General features: G+C 33.5%; 16 protein-coding genes. 10 read left to right on the top strand and 6 right to left on the bottom strand.

From position 1 onward, the window contains the following. Nucleotides 1-95 precede the first annotated feature (95 nt). From EV196_RS14420 to EV196_RS14395, 6 genes are all read right to left on the bottom strand, one after another. Nucleotides 96-1,598, bottom strand: a complete 1,503-nt coding sequence (locus tag EV196_RS14420) for a MoxR family ATPase (RefSeq protein WP_132218478.1) — start codon at nucleotides 1,596-1,598, stop codon at nucleotides 96-98. Nucleotides 1,599-1,678: 80 nt separating this feature from the next. Then, entirely contained in the window at nucleotides 1,679-2,809 is a 1,131-nt protein-coding gene (locus EV196_RS14415; RefSeq protein ID WP_132218477.1) for a vWA domain-containing protein, read from the bottom strand. Between the two features lie 88 nt (nucleotides 2,810-2,897). Next, nucleotides 2,898-3,575, bottom strand: a complete 678-nt coding sequence (locus EV196_RS14410) for a Crp/Fnr family transcriptional regulator (RefSeq protein ID WP_132218476.1) — start codon at nucleotides 3,573-3,575, stop codon at nucleotides 2,898-2,900. A gap of 15 nt (nucleotides 3,576-3,590) precedes the next feature. Continuing rightward, on the bottom strand, nucleotides 3,591-4,430 hold the full coding sequence (locus EV196_RS14405; protein WP_132218475.1) for a universal stress protein: 840 nt from the start codon (nucleotides 4,428-4,430) through the stop codon (nucleotides 3,591-3,593). 86 nt (nucleotides 4,431-4,516) lie between these two features. After that, the gene (locus EV196_RS14400; protein ID WP_132218474.1) at nucleotides 4,517-5,569 is read right to left on the bottom strand and encodes a response regulator; all 1,053 of its coding nucleotides are present in this window, start codon (nucleotides 5,567-5,569) and stop codon (nucleotides 4,517-4,519) included. After that, a complete protein-coding gene (locus EV196_RS14395; protein WP_132218473.1) occupies nucleotides 5,566-6,810 on the bottom strand; it encodes a PAS domain-containing sensor histidine kinase in 1,245 nt (414 codons plus the stop codon). The genes EV196_RS14400 and EV196_RS14395 overlap by 4 nt, the downstream gene beginning before the upstream one ends. 222 nt (nucleotides 6,811-7,032) lie before the next feature. Between EV196_RS14395 and EV196_RS14390 the strand changes: the two genes are divergently transcribed. The 10 genes from EV196_RS14390 to EV196_RS14345 all read left to right on the top strand — a co-directional run bounded on the left by EV196_RS14390 (nucleotide 7,033) and on the right by EV196_RS14345 (nucleotide 18,320). Next, entirely contained in the window at nucleotides 7,033-9,408 is a 2,376-nt protein-coding gene (locus tag EV196_RS14390) for a heavy metal translocating P-type ATPase (protein WP_132218472.1), read from the top strand. A gap of 98 nt (nucleotides 9,409-9,506) precedes the next feature. After that, complete coding sequence (ccoS, locus tag EV196_RS14385; RefSeq protein WP_132218471.1) at nucleotides 9,507-9,695, top strand: cbb3-type cytochrome oxidase assembly protein CcoS; 189 nt, start codon at nucleotides 9,507-9,509, stop codon at nucleotides 9,693-9,695. Between the two features lie 11 nt (nucleotides 9,696-9,706). Continuing rightward, on the top strand, nucleotides 9,707-11,890 hold the full coding sequence (ccoN, locus tag EV196_RS14380; RefSeq protein WP_132218470.1) for a cytochrome-c oxidase, cbb3-type subunit I: 2,184 nt from the start codon (nucleotides 9,707-9,709) through the stop codon (nucleotides 11,888-11,890). Between the two features lie 18 nt (nucleotides 11,891-11,908). Further along, nucleotides 11,909-12,094: a CcoQ/FixQ family Cbb3-type cytochrome c oxidase assembly chaperone gene (locus tag EV196_RS14375; protein ID WP_132218469.1), complete on the top strand. Its 186-nt coding sequence runs from the start codon at nucleotides 11,909-11,911 to the stop codon at nucleotides 12,092-12,094. Next, on the top strand, nucleotides 12,091-12,993 hold the full coding sequence (locus EV196_RS14370; protein ID WP_132218468.1) for a cbb3-type cytochrome c oxidase N-terminal domain-containing protein: 903 nt from the start codon (nucleotides 12,091-12,093) through the stop codon (nucleotides 12,991-12,993). The genes EV196_RS14375 and EV196_RS14370 overlap by 4 nt, the downstream gene beginning before the upstream one ends. 54 nt (nucleotides 12,994-13,047) lie before the next feature. Next, the gene (ccoG, locus tag EV196_RS14365; RefSeq protein WP_132218467.1) at nucleotides 13,048-14,472 is read left to right on the top strand and encodes a cytochrome c oxidase accessory protein CcoG; all 1,425 of its coding nucleotides are present in this window, start codon (nucleotides 13,048-13,050) and stop codon (nucleotides 14,470-14,472) included. Nucleotides 14,473-14,711: 239 nt separating this feature from the next. Further along, nucleotides 14,712-15,158 (top strand): FixH family protein, encoded by a 447-nt coding sequence (locus EV196_RS14360; RefSeq protein WP_132218466.1) that lies wholly within the window; start codon nucleotides 14,712-14,714, stop codon nucleotides 15,156-15,158. Between the two features lie 2 nt (nucleotides 15,159-15,160). Continuing rightward, nucleotides 15,161-15,862 carry a sulfite exporter TauE/SafE family protein gene (locus tag EV196_RS14355; RefSeq protein ID WP_132218465.1) on the top strand — a complete coding sequence of 234 codons (702 nt, stop codon included), beginning with the start codon at nucleotides 15,161-15,163 and terminating at the stop codon, nucleotides 15,860-15,862. Nucleotides 15,863-15,983: 121 nt separating this feature from the next. After that, nucleotides 15,984-16,658: a TetR/AcrR family transcriptional regulator gene (locus EV196_RS14350; protein ID WP_132218464.1), complete on the top strand. Its 675-nt coding sequence runs from the start codon at nucleotides 15,984-15,986 to the stop codon at nucleotides 16,656-16,658. Between the two features lie 3 nt (nucleotides 16,659-16,661). Further along, on the top strand, nucleotides 16,662-18,320 hold the full coding sequence (locus EV196_RS14345) for a peptidase domain-containing ABC transporter (RefSeq protein ID WP_132218463.1): 1,659 nt from the start codon (nucleotides 16,662-16,664) through the stop codon (nucleotides 18,318-18,320). Nucleotides 18,321-18,324 lie beyond the last annotated feature (4 nt).

The following is an 18,324-nucleotide window of genomic DNA, read 5'->3' as shown; positions in this document are numbered from 1 at the left end:
CCTTGATAATGTGCAATTATATCATATTATTTTTTTTACAAGTCTTAAATATTAAATATCTAAAAATACACCTTTATTTTTTTGAAATCATTTATTCAAATCCCACTTATAAAACTACCATAAGGGTCTTTAAACTGAGTACCTTCAGTAAACCTAAATTTACTAAGCAACTTAAACTCAACTAATGCCCAAAGCACAAACTCCTTTATAAAATAGCTATCTTCTTTGCTTAGATTTGGTTGATGTTTACCCAATAAATCATCTAAAGGAGAAATGGCATCTAACACATTTTTATATTCTTTATCTCTAATATCATCTAATAATTCAAAACCATCTTTTTGATTGAAAAACCAAGAAACGATATCATCATAAGGGCTTTCATCTTCTTGCTTTTTTAATTTTTCAATTTTAGGAAAAAACTCATCGAACAAACTTTTAACCGCTTCACCAATTAAATTATATGCCACTACAGCAGCGCCTTCTTGCTCCCCTTCATAAACCAATTCTACTTTTCCTGTGATGGAAGGAATGATACCGACAAAATCACTTAAACGAACCGTTGTTTTATCATCGCCTGATTTTAAAGCACGACGCTCTGCCGTACTTAACAAATTCTCTAAGGCGGTAATACTTAAACGGGCACTCACACCACTTTTAGCATCAATATACTCACTTTCTCGTGCTTCAAACACAATTTGCTCCAATAAATCGCGTGCTAAATCTGGCACGGCAACCGAATCTTTTTGTTCTTCTACTACTCTAGCTTCCTGTTCTGTAATTAGACGAGCCGTTTCAATATCTACTGGATAATGGGTTAGAATTTGTGACCCAATTCTATCTTTCAGTGGTGTTACAATACTTCCTCGGTTTGTATAATCTTCCGGATTTGCAGTGAATAAAAACTGAATATCCAATGGCAACCTCAACTTGAAACCTCTAATTTGCACATCACCTTCCTGCAAAATATTGAATAATGCCACTTGTATTCTTGCTTGTAAATCGGGCAACTCATTAATCACGAAAATGCATCGATTGGCTCGTGGAATCATTCCATAATGAATCACACGATCATCTGCATAACTTAGTTTTAAATTTGCTGCTTTAATGGGGTCTACATCTCCAATAATATCGGCAACCGTCACATCGGGGGTTGCTAATTTTTCAGCAAAACGTTCACTTCTATGTAACCATGAAATGGGCGTATCGTCTCCTTTATCGTTAATTAATTCTTTGGCGTATCTTGAAATGGGGTGAAAAGGATCGTCATTAATTTCTGAACCTTCTACATACGGAATGTATTCATCTAACAAATTCAGCATTAAACGTGCTAAACGTGTTTTTGCTTGACCACGTAAACCTAATAAATTGATGTTATGGCGCGATAAAATGGCACGTTCCAATTCCGGAATTACGGTATTTTCATACCCGTGAACGCCTTCAAACGTGGTTTCTTTATTTTTTATTTTCTGAATCAAATTATCTCGCAATTCATCTTTAATAGATTTTGATTGGTAACCTGATTTTTTTAATGATCCTAGTGTTATAGGCCTCTCCCTAACCCTCTCCAAAGGAGAGGGAACTGTAGTGTGCTTACTCATATTATAAATTTTCTTTTTTATATTTTTTAATAGCTATAACTCTGTTCTGGCTTTTTTCCCTTTGGGGAGATTAGGTGGAATTACCCTCTAATTCTTTTTTTCCTATTCGTTTCATAATCTTCAAAAATCATTTCACCTAATCCTTTTATTCCTGTGTAAAATGCTTTCCCTTGATTGGCATAAGTAAACTCACGTACAAATTGCATTAAATAAGAATCTTTAGCAATCATAAACGTGGTAATGGGAATGTGCAATCGGCGCGCTTGTTGTGCCATGGCGTAGCATTTATTTACAATATGCCTATCTAAACCATTGCTGTTTTTATAATATTCGCCATCTGGCAAACGCAAACAGCTTGGTTTCCCATCGGTAATCATAAAAATTTGCTTGTTGGTATTCCGTTTTCTTCGGAGTACATCCATAGCCAATTGTAAACCTGCTACGGTATTGGTGTGGTAAGGTCCAACTTTTAAATATGATAAATCTTTAATTTCAATTTGCCATGCATCATTACCAAACACTAAAATATCAAGGGTGTCCTTTGGGTAGCGCGTCGTGATTAATTCGGCTAAAGCCATCGCTACTTTTTTGGCAGGTGTTATTCTATCTTCACCATAAAGTATCATACTGTGGCTAATATCAATCATGAGTACTGTACTCATTTGCGATTTATGAAGTGTTTCCTCAACCACTAAATCGTCTTCAGAAATACTAAAATCTCCAATACCGTGATTGATTTGTGCGTTTTTTAAACTTTCGGTCATCGAAACTTTATCTAAAGCATCACCAAATTGATAACTTCTAAAATCGCCCGTATGCTCATCACCAATACCAGGGCTTTTACTTTTGTGATTTCCTTGGCCACTACGTTTTATATTCCCAAAAATTTGATCTAAAGCTTGTTGCCGAATGGCTCGTTCGGTTTTTGCAGTGATAGTTACACCTCCACTATTTCCATCGAGATCAATCTCTTCTCGTATATAGCCTTTCTTTTTAAGATCTTCTATGAAATCATCGACGGTATATTCGGGAGTTGTTAATTTATATTCTTTGTCCAATTCACGCAACCAATCGATGGCTTCATCAAAATCGCCAGAGGTATGCGTAATAATTTCTTTAAATATATCGAAAAGTTTGTCGAACGGTGAAAGTTCTGGTGCTTCATATTTTTTAAAAACGAAACCTTTTCGTGAAGTGGTATATTTTGTCATAGCTGCATAAAAATACTATTTTTTTATGCAAGAATGACGCTGTGGCAATTAGATTTATCTATACTTTAACATGAATAGTTTATAGGTGTTACTCCACCCGTTTTAAACCTTCAATATCTTCAATCCTGATTTTTTTACCAACCATGGAGATTAATTTATCCTTTTTAAATTGTGATAATACACGAATGGCAGACTCTGTAGCGGTACCAACAATGTTTGCATAATCTTCGCGAGACAGCAATACACTTAAGGTTCTGTCTGAATTTACTCCAAAACTATCATGAATATAAATTAAGGTTTCAGCCAAACGTTGCCGAACGGATTTTTGAGCCATATTCACAATAATATCATCGGCTTCTTTTAAGTTATGAGCCATTTCCTTTAAAACATCAAATGAAAATTTTGGATTTGTTTGCAAGTCATTTATTATTTCACTTTTAGGAATAAAGCAAACTTTCATATCTATTAAAGCAACGGCTTGTAAATTTGAAACCTCATCTGAAACCATGGATCGATACCCCAGTAAATCGCCTTTCAACACAATTTTAACTATTTGATCCTTACCGTTGGCACTTAATTTTGATAATTTACAAATACCTTCTTTTACACAATAAACACCATTTACGGCTTCACCTTCATCAAAAATAATTTCCCCTTTTTTAACATTCATGGAGATTTTACAACTAGAAATGCGCACTAACTCCTCTTTTGTTAAAGACTTTAGAGAATTAAACTGTTTAATGATACATTGTTCGCATTTACTCATAATTGATTATCTAATTTAATGTAATACTAAAAAAGGCACGTTTTTGTAATAACTGATTTCACTTACCGCTGGATGAAATAAGATGCGCTGAAAATAATTTAGGTTTTTAGCGAGCATGGTTATTAAATGAATGTCTTTATCATCAACAAATTGTTGTACAGCATTTTCGATGTGCTTGTTGACTACAAAATTAAAACTATGTTTGTAATTAGTGAAATAATCGGTTAAATATTCTTTATTTCTTTGTTGGTCCTCATTAAGTTCCAAACCATTCTTATTAACATGCAATACGTTAACTGCTGCCTTATTAACTTCGAGAATATCTAATATGGGTTGTAGGGTTTGTGGGTGGTAAAAAATTGAAAAATCGGTTGGGAACGCAATTGTTTTGGGTTCTGTATACTTAGCATTTTCGGGTACTACCAAAGTGGCACATTTTACTTTGGTTATTACATTACCGGCATTACTGCCTATGGCTATTTTTTTTAAGCCAGAAGTACCTTTGGTACCCATTACTATAAAATTGATTTTATTTAAAACAACTTGTTCCCTAATGGAATCGATAATATAATTAGTATCTGAAATGGTAAAGAATTTGTGATTTTGATTTTTTGGAAAATTGTCATGAATACGCTTAACAGTTTCTTGCAATAATTTTTTTGCTGGTTTTGTTAAAGTTTCTGAAACAGGGGTTTCATTTTGACTAAAATGGTTTTCTTGGGTTACTAATTTACTACTTGTATTAACATGTAGCAAATAAAAATTACATGACGATTTGCCAAAAAAGTGCAATGCATATTGTATAGCATTCCACGCATTTTCAGAGAAATCTATGGGTATTAAAATATTCTTCATGCTTCGAGTCTTCAAGAAACAAAAGTAAAAGCATGACAACTAACGAAATATGACCAAAATCATAATTCGTTTTTATTTGAATAAAATCAATTAATTTGCTGAAGTTGTTGGATATCTAGAATTTTTATGTTTCGGCCTTCAATTTCAATAAGTCCTGAATCTTTAAACCCAGACAGGGTTCTAATTAAACTTTCTAATGCAATTCCTGCAACACTAGCTAAATCGTTTCTGGAAATTCTGATTACATCTTCTGGATTTCGGTTGAGTTTTTCGGCAAATTTTAATATGGTGGTGGCTGTTTTTTTCTTAACCGAACTATATGCCATTTCTAGTAATTGGTCTTTTACAGTACTAAGATCTTCGGTTAATAACTGTATAAGTTCTAAAGTTACTTTATGGTTGCTATTAAGCACATTTATAAGTTCGTTTTTAGACAATGCAATCAATTTTGAATCTTGAATAACAGTGGCCGTTTCTTGATAAGGGGTGTTTTGAGTGAATGATGTGTAACCAAACAAATCATCTTCTTTATAAAGAGCCGTTGTTAAATCTTTACCCTGTTCATCTAATTTATGGCATTTTATTAAGCCACTAGCAATTAAATATATATTGTTTGAATTTTGCCCTTCTTCATAAACCACATCTCCTTTCGTATACTTAACTTCAACACCATTGTCATCAAAAAAATTCTTGAGATCGTTAAGTGTTCTAAGTTCTTCGTTTTCATCAATAGCAACTATGTTTGAAGCTGTATTTCTATCTTTCAGAATAGCTGCTTTTGCTAATCTACTTTCAATAGCGCTTATTAGTTCTTCTTCTTCAAAAGGCTTGGTTATATAATCGTCTGCACCCAAATCCATGCCTTTCCTAACATCTTTACGCTCGGTTTTTGCCGATAAAAATATAAAAGGAATGTGTTGCGTTTCATCGTTTTTTGCCAAGGCCTCCAAAACACCGTAACCATCCAATTCGGGCATCATAATATCGCAAATAACGATATCCGGCATTATAATTTGAGCTATTTCCAACCCTGTTTTTCCGTTAGGTGCGGTTGTAACTTGGTAATCTGACAGTTCTAATAATTCAGCTGTATTTTCTCTTAAAATAACATCATCTTCTATCAATAATATTCTTTTCATTGTTCTGCTTTATTAGGTATTACAAATGTAAATATGCTTCCTTTATTTTCTTCACTTTCAAAAGTGATAAAGCCTCCTAAATTTTCTAAATGGCTTTTTACAATATTCAATCCAATACCTGTACCTTGTGTAAGTAGCGCATTTTCAGCCCTGAAATAACGGTTGAATATCATTTTTTGATCTTTTTTGGGCACTCCTATCCCATTATCTTTTATTTTAAACGTAGTTTGTTTATCGTCTTGGTTTATTTTTATATCCACCAAAGTGTTTTCAGAAGAATACTTAATGGCGTTATGTACCAAGTTGGATAGTGCCAATTCTACAATTTTCTCATCTTGATACATGGAGTATTCATCAATATTTTCAGGATAGTTTATTATTTGTCCTTCTTTTAAAAGCATGTTAGCATTATAAACCACTTCATTTACTACTTTACTTACTTTAAAAGTGTTGTACTTATAGTTAATTTTACCTGTTTCCAGTTTTTCAATCGATAAAAAATCATTTAAAATATTGTTAAGGTAATGTACTTTGTCTGAAATAATTTTCACATGTTTGTCTCGTTTTTCTTGTTGCTCGGTTAACTTATATTTACCCAACAACATCGCCGAAGTTAAAATACCACTTAAAGGTGTTTTAAACTCATGAGATACTAATGATAAAAATTTTGTTTTCAACTCGTTAAGTTCCTTTTCCTTTTTAAGGGCGTGCTTGGTTTTGTTTTGAGCTTCAATACGTTTTTTAATTTCGGTATCACGTTCCAGATTTACTGTTTTTAACGTTTCAACCGTATTGCTCAACTCTTGGGTGCGTTCGCTAACTTTTTTCTCCAAAAGCACATTGAGCCCCTGTAATTGAATTTCTTGTTCTTTACGAATGGAAATATCTATAACCAAAGTCATAACAAAAGACTTACCGTTAATTTCCAAAGGATTCAAACCTGCTTCCACAGGAAATGTGCTTCCATCTTTACGTGCGCCATACAAATCGCGCCCATGCCCCATGCGCCTACTTTCCTTTTGCTTCATAAAGCCATCAACATGCGCTCCATGGTTACTACGGTATTTTTGAGGAATTAAAATATTAAGTTCTTGGTTAATAAGCTCCATTTTATTGTAACCGAACATACGCTCTGCCGAAGCATTAGTTGCAACAATTTTCTGATTACTATCTACTACAATAACACCTTCTGAAACTGCTTCAAATAGCACATTAAAAACATCTTGGTCCTTTTGAAACATTATACTAACAATTTTATTGAATTGTTAAAAAACACAAAAACAGGACACACATCATCTTTTAAAAAAAATGCATGCATCTTACAAGGTTTAAAAACAAAATTTTTATATTTACTCATACCTGAAATTAGAGTGCTGTAAAAATAGAGAAAATATGATAAATATCATGTTTTAAAATACATCAAATAATAATTTTGCTAACAGGTATAATTGAGCAAATAATAAATGGACAAAGAAACATGTTTTCATTGTGGCTTAGATGCGACGTCTTCAAAAATCGAATTTGATAACAAAGTGTTTTGTTGTAATGGTTGCAAAACGGTTTACGAAATTTTTTCGGCAAACGATTTAACCTGTTATTACGATTTACAAAACGCTCCAGGTGCGACACCTAAAGACATTGAAGGCAAATACAATTTCTTGGAAAATTCTAAAATCACAGAACAACTTTTAGAATTTAATGACGGCAACACCCAAATTATTACGCTTTACATTCCGCATATTCATTGCAGTTCTTGTATTTGGATTTTAGAAAACCTGAATAAATTAAATCCGTCGGTAAGCGCATCCATAGTAAACTTTGGCAAAAAAACCGTTCGGGTTACCTTTAACGCAGAAACGCTTTCATTAAAAAATCTGGTTGTTTTATTAAGTAGTATTGGTTACGAACCTTTTATAAGTTTAGATGATTATAGTGTTGGGAAGAAACATATAGACCGATCGCTTATTTACAAACTTGGTATCGCTGGTTTTGCTTTTGGAAATGTGATGTTTTTATCGTTTCCGGAATATTTTCAGGTGGGTGAATTTTGGCTGGAACAGTTTAAACCCATGTTCAGGTGGATGATGTTTGCATTTTCTGTACCCGTTGTGTTTTATTCAGCACAAGATTATTTTATATCGGCATTTAAAGGGCTTCGCTCTAAAATTTTAAATATAGACGTACCCATTGCATTGGGAGCTTCCGTTTTATTTATTAGAAGTACTTTTGAAATTATTACAGACTCAGGCTCCGGTTTTTTTGATAGTTTAACTGGGCTTATCTTCTTTTTATTGCTTGGTAGATTTTTTCAGCAGAAAACCTATGCATTTTTATCGTTTGAACGCGATTACAAATCGTATTTCCCTATTGGAATTACCAAAATAACTTCAGACGAAAAAGAAGAATCTATACAAGTTTATGATATTGAAAAAGGCGACCGACTTTTAATTAGAAATGAAGAATTAATTCCTGTTGATTGTATTTTAATAAAAGGAAATGCGCGTATAGATTATAGTTTTGTTACCGGTGAATCTAAAACGGTTTCAAAACAATCGGGCGATAAGTTATTCGCAGGTGGCAAACAAGTAAGTGGCACTATTGAAGTAGATGTATTAAAATCGGTTGAACAAAGTTACTTAACCCAACTTTGGAGTAATGATGTGTTTAAAAAGGATAAATCATTAGCTTTTACCAATATTACCAACCAAATAAGCAAACGGTTCACTATAACTATTTTAATAATTGCTGTATTAGCCACTACTTTTTGGATGATTTTTGATTCCAGTAAAGCGATGAATGTTTTTACATCGGTTTTAATTATTGCATGTCCTTGTGCTTTGGCATTGGCAGCTCCTTTTACTTTTGGGAATGTATTGCACATTTTAGGAAAGAAAAAATTCTACTTAAAAAACGCTAGTGTTATTGAGCAATTAGCAAAAATAAACACCATCATTTTTGATAAAACAGGAACTATTACAGCCAATAAAGAAACAACTATTGATTATGAAGGTCTTACACTTTCCAATGAAGAAGAAGCCTTACTAAAAAGCACCTTACGAGGTTCGAACCACCCGCTAAGCCGTTCATTATATGGCTTATTAAACGAGCACGATATTGTAACTTTGGATGCTTTTGAAGAACATTTAGGCAAAGGCATTGAGGCAACTTACAACCAAAATCATATAAAAGTAGGGTCGGCACCTTTTGTAGGCCACACTACAGAATCTGCCTTACTTAACACAGCGGTTCATGTAAGCACAAACAATCAATACAAAGGAAAATTCACCTTTTATAACGCGTATAGAAAAGGGTTATCTCTTTTGTTTAATGAATTAAAAAAAGACTATGATTTGGTCATTCTTTCGGGTGATAATGAAGGTGAAAAAGACAATTTAACCAAATTGCTCCCAACAAAAACCAAATTACTTTTCAATCAAAAACCTGAAGATAAACTAGAGTATATAAAGTATCATCAAACAGAAGGCGCCAATATTTTAATGATTGGTGACGGCTTAAATGATGCCGGTGCCTTGGCACAAAGCAATGTAGGTATTGCCATTTCAGAAAATGTTAATGTATTTTCACCCGCTTGCGACGCTATTTTAGATGCTTCAAAATTTAATCAATTATACAGTTACATAAGTATATCTAAATCTGCCATAAAAATTATTAAGTGGAGTTTTTTATTGTCGTTTATTTATAATATCATTGGACTTTATTTTGCGGTAACAGGACAATTATCACCTGTAGTTGCTGCTATTTTAATGCCCTTAAGTTCTATAAGTATTGTAATATTTACAACGCTTACCACTAATATTGTGGGTAAAAATTTAAAATAATCATTATTTTAGGTGATCTATTATAAAAATTAATATGACGGATGTCATATTTTAAAAATTTTGAGAAATCTATTTTTGAACCGTAACTTCAAGTAGGTATGAGTGTTATTTATGTTTTGTTAGCTGTAAGCGTAACTGTTGCTATTGTATTTTTTATTGCCTTTATTTTGGCTGTAAAAAATGGACAATACGATGACAGTTATACACCATCCATAAGAATGCTTTTTGAGGACGAACTCGTTAAAGAAAAACCAAAAAAAACAAATACTAACCAATTAAAAGATTAACAATTACAACTATGGAGATGCAACAATTTCACTACGATAATAAGATCGTTACAAAATTCATCTATGCTACAATAGTTTTTGGAGTTGTAGGAATGTCGGTAGGTTTACTATTGGCATTTATGTTTTTATTTCCAAACCTAACCGATGGTATTTCATGGCTTAGCTTTGGGCGTTTAAGACCCCTACATACCAATGCCGTTATTTTTGCATTTGTAGGAAATGCCATGTTTGCGGGTATTTACTATTCGCTACAGCGTTTACTTAAAACACGTATGGCTAGCGACCTTTTAAGCAATATTAACTTTTGGGGCTGGCAATTAATTATTGTTGCTGCTGCAATAACACTTCCTTTAGGGTTTTCAACTTCCAAAGAATATGCCGAATTAGAATGGCCAATTGATATTGCCATTGCTTTAATTTGGGTAGTTTTTGGTGTTAACATGATCTGGACGATTTTAAAAAGAAGACAACGTCATTTATATGTAGCCATTTGGTTTTACATTGCCACATTTGTTACGGTTGCCGTACTTCACATATTTAATAGTTTAGAGCTTCCTGTAACTGCTTTCAAAAGTTATTCGGTGTATGCTGGTGTACAAGATGCCCTAGTACAATGGTGGTATGGTCACAATGCCGTAGCATTCTTTTTAACCACACCTTTTTTAGGATTGATGTACTATTATGTGCCCAAAGCGGCTAATAGACCCGTTTACTCATACAGACTTTCTATTGTTCACTTTTGGTCGTTAATCTTCATATATATATGGGCAGGACCTCACCATTTACTTTATAGCGCCTTACCAGAATGGGCTCAAAATTTAGGTGTAGCCTTCTCCGTTATGCTATTAATGCCATCTTGGGGTGGTATGATAAATGGTCTTTTAACGCTTCGTGGTGCTTGGGACAAAGTACGTACAGACCCTGTTTTAAAGTTCATGGTAGTCGCTATAACCGGTTATGGTATGGCAACTTTTGAAGGCCCAATGCTATCACTTAAAAACGTAAATGCTATTGCCCATTTTACCGATTGGATTATTGCACACGTTCACGTTGGCGCATTAGCATGGAACGGATTTTTGGCTTTTGGTATGATTTATTACCTAGTGCCACGATTATTCAAAACTAAATTACATTCCATTGGGTTAGCAAATTTACATTTCTGGATTGGTACTTTAGGTATTATTATGTACGCCTTGCCATTATATGTTGCTGGATTTACCCAAGCAAGTATGTGGAAACAATTCAATCCTGACGGAACATTAGTATACGGTAACTTTTTAGAAACTGTTACCGAAATCATGCCTATGTACTGGATGCGTGCTATTGGTGGCACCTTATATATTACCGGAATGTTTATTTTAGTTTACAATGTTATTGTAACTATTAAAAACGGAAGTAAAGTTGAAGACGAATTAGCAGAAGCTCCAGCCTTGGAACGTGTAACCAAAAAACGTACTTCTGGTGAAGGATGGCATTCATGGTTAGAAAGAAGACCAGTACAACTAACCATTTTAGCAACTATAGCTATTTTAATTGGTGGTATTGTTCAAATTGTTCCAACCATCATGGTAAAATCAAATATCCCAACCATAGCAAGCGTAAAACCATACACACCTTTAGAATTAGAAGGCCGTGATATTTATATCCGTGAAGGCTGTGTGGGCTGTCACTCACAAATGATTCGTCCGTTTAGAAGTGAAGTGGAACGTTACGGTGAATACTCAAAAGCTGGTGAATACGTTTATGATCATCCATTCTTATGGGGCAGTAAGCGTACCGGACCGGATTTACATAGAGTTGGTAGTAAGTATTCAGACAACTGGCACTTTAATCACATGTACGATCCGCAAAGTACCTCATCGGGCTCTATCATGCCTCGTTACCCTTGGTTAATTAATAATGAATTGGATAAATCTGATACAGAAGCCAAAATGAGAACAATGGTAACACTAGGCGTTCCATATACTGATGAAGAGATTGCAAAAGCCCAAGAAAACATGTTGGCGCAAGGAACACAAATTGAGAAAAACTTGTATGCGGATCCTGATTTTGTAACGGCTTATGAAGCAGACAAAAAATATGCAGCCGAAAATGGGGATGCTTTTGTAGAAATGAAAAATCGTGAAATTGTAGCTGTTATAGCTTATTTGCAACGATTGGGAACCGATATTAAGGTAGAAACCGCTCAAAACTAACCTTTAAAATCAAGAACTATGTTAAAATTTGTAAAAGGTTACATGGATAGTATTGATGGGATAGAAATTTTCCCTATCATTTCTTTACTTATATTTTTCACATTTTTTGTTATCCTTTTTATTTGGGTATTTACCGCAAAAAAAGAGTATATAAAATCTGTTAGTAACATGCCATTAGACAACCAAAACGACCATATATTATGAGAAAATTAATTCCATCTTGGGTAAGAGTGCCCGTTATATTCTTTATCATTTTCGGAGTAGTAGAATTCGTTATTGATTCAGGAGATCAACCAGCATTTATAAAATACCCTGCTGTTTTACTATTTCTACTATTAGTATTACTTATCTTAATAGCCATTGAAGCCATTGTTGGAGCTCTTGAAAACGTTATGCTCTACAAGTTAGATGAAGAAGCTAAAGCACGCCTTTTAGCCGAAAAAGAAGGCGCTTTCAATTTGTCTTGGCTACAAAACATTTACACAAAACTTGTAGGAAAACAAAAACCTATTGAGGTAGAAAGTGAAATTATTCTAGACCATAATTATGATGGCATTAAAGAATTAGACAACAACCTACCGCCATGGTGGATTTGGGGTTTTTACATATCAATTGTATTTGCAGCCGTTTATCTATTAAGATTTCATGTATTTAATGGATACACGCAAGCAGATGAATTAAACACCGAATTAGCGGATGCAAAAATCGCTATTGAAGAATACAAGAAAACAGCTAAAGATTTAGTAGATTTTAATACCGTAGAGTTATTAACCGATGCTTCCGATATAAGTGCTGGTAAATCTATTTTTGAAACCAATTGTGTAGCGTGCCACATGGCTGATGGTGGTGGTGGTATTGGACCAAACTTAACCGATGACCATTGGATTTTAGGTGGGGGTATTAAAAATGTATTCCACACTATTTCTGAGGGTGGACGTTCAGGTAAAGGTATGATTGCTTGGAAAGCCCAATTAAAACCAGCACAAATGGCACAAGTGGCAAGTTATGTGCTAACCTTACAAGGTACTACACCAGCAAACCCTAAAGAAGCTGAAGGCGATGTTTGGGTAGATGAAACAAGTGCACCTGCTGAAACTAATTAGTAAAATAGACTTTACAGGTTATAGAAACCTGTAAAGTTTAAATAAATAAAAAAAATGGAAACCCCAGAAAACGAAATATTTAGAGACTCCATAGGCACAGTTACTAAAGATGGTAAACGTGCTTGGGTATTTCCAAAAAAACCAAGTGGCAAGTTCTACAAATACAGAAAATTGGTAAGCTATTTTTTGTTGGCTTTTTTAATTTTGGCTCCTTTTATAAAAATAAATGGAAACCAATTTTTAATGTTCAACGTATTAGAACGCCGATTTAATATTTTCGGTTTTCCTTTTTGGCCTCAAGATTTTTATTTATTTGTACTTTCAATGATAATTGGTGTTGTTTTTATAGCACTCTTTACTGTTGCGTTTGGTCGTATTTTCTGTGGATGGATTTGTCCGCAAACTATTTTTATGGAAATGGTTTTTAGACGCATTGAATTTTGGATTGAAGGCGACAGAAATAAACAAATTCGTTTATCAAAACAACCTTGGAATGCTGAAAAAATTAGAAAAAAAGGATTAAAAACACTCATTTTCATTATTATTTCCTTTATTATCGCCAATGTGTTTTTAGCCTATTTAATAGGAAGCGATAAACTAATACAATATATATTAGATGGACCACTTAACCATATAAGCAATCTTGTTTCTTTATTGATTTTTACCGCTGTGTTTTATTTTATTTTTGCATGGTTTAGAGAACAAGTTTGCATTATTGCTTGCCCATACGGGCGCTTGCAAGGTGCTTTACTTGATACAAAATCTATTGTGGTGGCTTACGACCATAAGCGTGGTGAAGCTGAAAATGGCAGAAAGAAATTTAGAAAAGGTGAGGATAGAGAAGCGTTGGGCTATGGCGATTGTATTGATTGCTTACAATGCGTACACGTGTGCCCAACGGGTATTGATATTAGAAACGGAACACAATTAGAGTGTGTAAACTGTACGGCTTGTATTGATGAGTGTGACCATATTATGGAAAGTATTAACTTACCAAAAGGCCTTATTAGATATGCCAGCGAAGAAAATATTGAAAACAAAACTCCTTTTAAACTTACTGCTAGAATGAAAGGTTATATAGCTGTTTTAACCATTTTAATTGGCTTATTAACCGGAATGCTTTTTTTAAGAAATGAAGTGGAGGCAACTGTTTTAAGATTGCCTGGGCAACTATATGAGCATAAGGAAAACAATATAATTAGCAACGTGTATACTTTTAAACTGGTAAATAAAACAACTAAAAATATTGACGATGTTAGTTTTAAATTATTGTCGCACAAAGGGACTTTAAAATTGGTTTCAACTAGTACAAGTCTTTTGGTACCAAGTCAAGGGATTGCCAAAGGCACATTGTTTGTGGAAATTAACAATGCGGCTTTATCGGGCGATAGAAACAAAATTAAAATAGGTATTTATAAAGGTGACGAACTTATTGAAACCACAACGGCTAACTTTTTAGGTCCGAGGAGTTATAGATAGTTTTCAGTCGCAGTTGCAGTAAACAGTGCTTACTCTTGCTGTGCTAAAATGACTTTGACTGATAGGTGCATTAGGGATTGAGCGGCATGTTTGAGCTCCCGACGCAGGAGGAGCGAGTAGTGAAAGCCCGACCCGATAGGGAAATGCCAAAATTAAAAAGTTGATAGGTTTCTGGCTTGTGAAAGTTTTGAATAAAACGAGATTCTGAAATTAATTTAGAATTACAAAAATATAAAGTGATGAAAATAAATTGGGGAACCGGTATTGTATTGGCGTTTATAGGTTTTATAAGCTTTATTATGTACTTCGTTATTTCTATGAACGTGGATAAAAAATTGGATCATGATTTGGTTACTGAGGATTATTATGCCGAGGAACTCACCTACCAAACGGACATTAACAAACTTGAAAATGCTAAGAAATTAAACGAAAACATAAGTTATAAACGCACCGACGAAGGTTTGCTTATTGTATTTCCTAGCGATTTGGATTTAAAAAATATTACTGGAAAAGTGTTCCTATATAGACCATCTAACAAACAACTGGACTTTGAAACTGAAATTTCATTGTCTAAACCTTATTTGCTCATACCTGACAAACGTTTGGTAGATGGTCGTTGGAACATAAAAGTGGATTGGAAATACAATGATGAATTGTATTTGTACAAAGAAACGATAAATTATTAAATATGCTAATTTCGGCATTTGTTTTGGGCTTACTAGGTAGTTTTCACTGTGTTGGCATGTGTGGACCTATAGCTTTTATGCTTCCTGTGGACAGAACAAATGTGTATAAAAAGGCTACTCAAATTGCTTTATACCATGTTGGTAGGCTTTTAGCTTATAGTTTAATTGGGTTGGTGTTCGGACTTATTGGTAAAAGCCTTTTTCTTTTTGGATTTCAGCAACAATTATCGATAGTTATTGGAGTGTTGATGATTTTGTTCGTTATAATCCCACAACACAAGTTAAACCAATATAACGCTTCGAAACCTATTTATAAATTAATTAGTAAAGTGAAATCGGCTTTAGGTTCTGCCTTGAAAAAAAAAACAGCCGACACTTTTTTAACCATTGGTTTTCTTAATGGTTTTTTACCTTGTGGGTTGGTTTATGTGGCAGTTTTTGCCGCTATTGCAAGTGGAAATGCTTTAAACGGTAGCATATATATGGCGGTTTTTGGGCTAGGAACCATCCCGCTAATGACCACTGCTATTTATTTATCTAATTTTTTAAAGGGCAGCGCCAGACAAAAAATACAAAAAGCAATTCCTGTTTTTGTGGTTATTATTGGCGTTTTATTCATTCTACGTGGTTTAGGCTTGGGCATTCCGTATATTTCTCCCGCTCCTGTTACCGATATGGTTACAAGTGGTATTGACTGCCATTAAATTGCAAAAACCTTAAAATTTTTATTATTTTTTTGTGAAATGTTAATTTTTAGCAAAAATAGTAGTTTTATTTTCTTTTATAATAGCATTACTATTATATTTGTGAATATAAATATCAAATATGAATAGTTTACTGTCAAATTTAAAAATAGCCGTTCCAGAAAAAATTTATGTAAAAGACCCTGAGTCTTCAACACTTGGAAAACGGATAGTAGAACACAGCATCACTTTAATTGACGATATTGGCTTTGATGCCTTCACTTTTAAAAAATTAGGAGTTGTTATTGGTTCGAACGAAAGTTCTATATATCGTTATTTTGAAAGCAAACACAAGCTACTTCTCTATTTATCATCTTGGTATTGGTCGTGGATTGAATACCAATTTGTTTTTGAAACCCATAATATTTCTGATAAAAAAGAAAAACTTAAAAAAGGAATTGAAATTGTTACCAGAACAACCGTAGAAGACTCAAATTACACTCATATTAATAAGATTAAACTTAACAACATTATTATTAACGAAAACTCAAAATCTTTCCTTACCAAAGAAGTGGACCAAGAAAACAAAGAGGGTTATTTTGTAATCTACAAACGTATAGTACACCGTTTAAGAGACATGATAAAGGATGTAAAACCCGATTACGAATTTGCTTCATGCTTAGCAAGCACCATCATTGAAGGGAGCTTACACCAGCACTTTTTAAAAGATCATTTTCTATCTATAACAGATTGTAAATCTGGCATTACACCCACAAACTTCATTACAGACCTAACCCTTAACACTTTAAAGCTTTAGTTTATGACAGAACAAAATATGACTCCTTGGCAACGTTTTATAGGGTTATTGCAATTAGATAAAAGAGATGTATTTCAAGTTTTTTATTACGCTATTTTTTCGGGTATTGTAGCTCTTTCGTTACCATTAGGTATTCAAGCTATAATTAATTTAATACAAGGAGCTCAAATTTCAACTTCGTGGGTCGTATTAGTTACTTTGGTAACATTAGGTGTAGCCTTTTCTGGCGCATTACAACTTATGCAATTACGCATTATTGAAACCATACAGCAACGTATTTTTACCCGAGCTTCATTTGAGTTAAGTTACCGTTTTCCGAAGATAAAAACTAGTGAATTGCGAAACTATTATCCTCCAGAATTAGCCAATCGTTTTTTTGACACCTTAATCATTCAAAAAGGGCTTTCAAAAATTCTTATCGATGTTCCTGCTGCCTTATTACAAATACTTTTTGCGCTTTTACTACTATCATTTTACCATCCATTTTTTATAATTTTTGGTATTTTGTTACTTGTATTAATATTCGTGGTTTTTAAATTCACTGCAAAAAAAGGACTACGAACTAGTTTAATCGAATCTAAAAACAAATACCGAGTGGCACACTGGATACAGGAAATTGCCCGAACGATGGTAAGTTTTAAACTATCGGGAAACACCAGTTTAGCATTAGAAAAAAATGACACCTTAGTAAGCGATTATTTAATTTCAAGAGAAAAACACTTTAAAGTATTAATCGTTCAATTTATACAAATGATTGGCTTCAAGGTAATTGTTACGGCAAGTTTACTTTTAATTGGAGGCGCCTTGGTTTTAAATCAAGAAATGAACATAGGTCAATTTGTAGCCGCAGAAATTATTATTCTTCTTGTTATAGCTTCGGTTGAAAAATTAATTCTTGGTTTAGAATCATTTTATGATGTTTTGACTTCTATCGAAAAAATAGGTCAGATAGTTGATAAAGAATTAGAAGATCAAGAAGGCGAAAAACCATTTTTTAAAGACAATCTTGATATTGAGTTTGACCAAGTATCTTACGTAGTTCCTAACAGAGAACTACCTATGATAGATTCTGTTTCGTTTAAAATAAATATAAAAAGCAGAGTGCTTATTTTGGGTGAAAGTGGTGCTGGAAAATCAACTTTGCTTCAATTAATTTCAGGAATAAATGAACCAACCTCAGGACACATTTATATAAATAATTTATCAATCAATAGTTTAAACCTTAATCATTATAGAGCACAATTAGGATTATCCCTAACTGAAGAAACACCATTTGAAGGCTCGATAAGAGACAACCTTACCTTTGGAAATCCAAACATTACAGATGATGAGATTTATGAAGTATTCGAAAAAGTAGGATTAACAAGTTTTATTAAAGAACAGAATAAAGGGTTAAAAACCATATTGTATCCAGACGGAAAACAAATGTCTCATACCGTGTCAAAAAAACTGGTTTTGGCTAGAGCGATATTAAAGAAACCAAAATTATTGATACTTGAAGATGCCTTGGATAGATTTAACCCTGTAGAAACGAATTCAATAATTAATTATTTAACCCATAAAGATAGAACTTGGGCTTTAATAGTGGTGAGCGGAAGCGATAGCTGGAAAACAAAATGCAATAAAATTATTCAACTGGAAAAAGGACATATTAAAAATTAAAAAA

It is taken from the genome of Mariniflexile fucanivorans, assembly GCF_004341235.1.
Taxonomy (GTDB): domain Bacteria; phylum Bacteroidota; class Bacteroidia; order Flavobacteriales; family Flavobacteriaceae; genus Mariniflexile; species Mariniflexile fucanivorans.
Note: the sequence above shows the minus strand (reverse complement) of the source record. Positions and strands in the feature narration are given on the sequence as shown.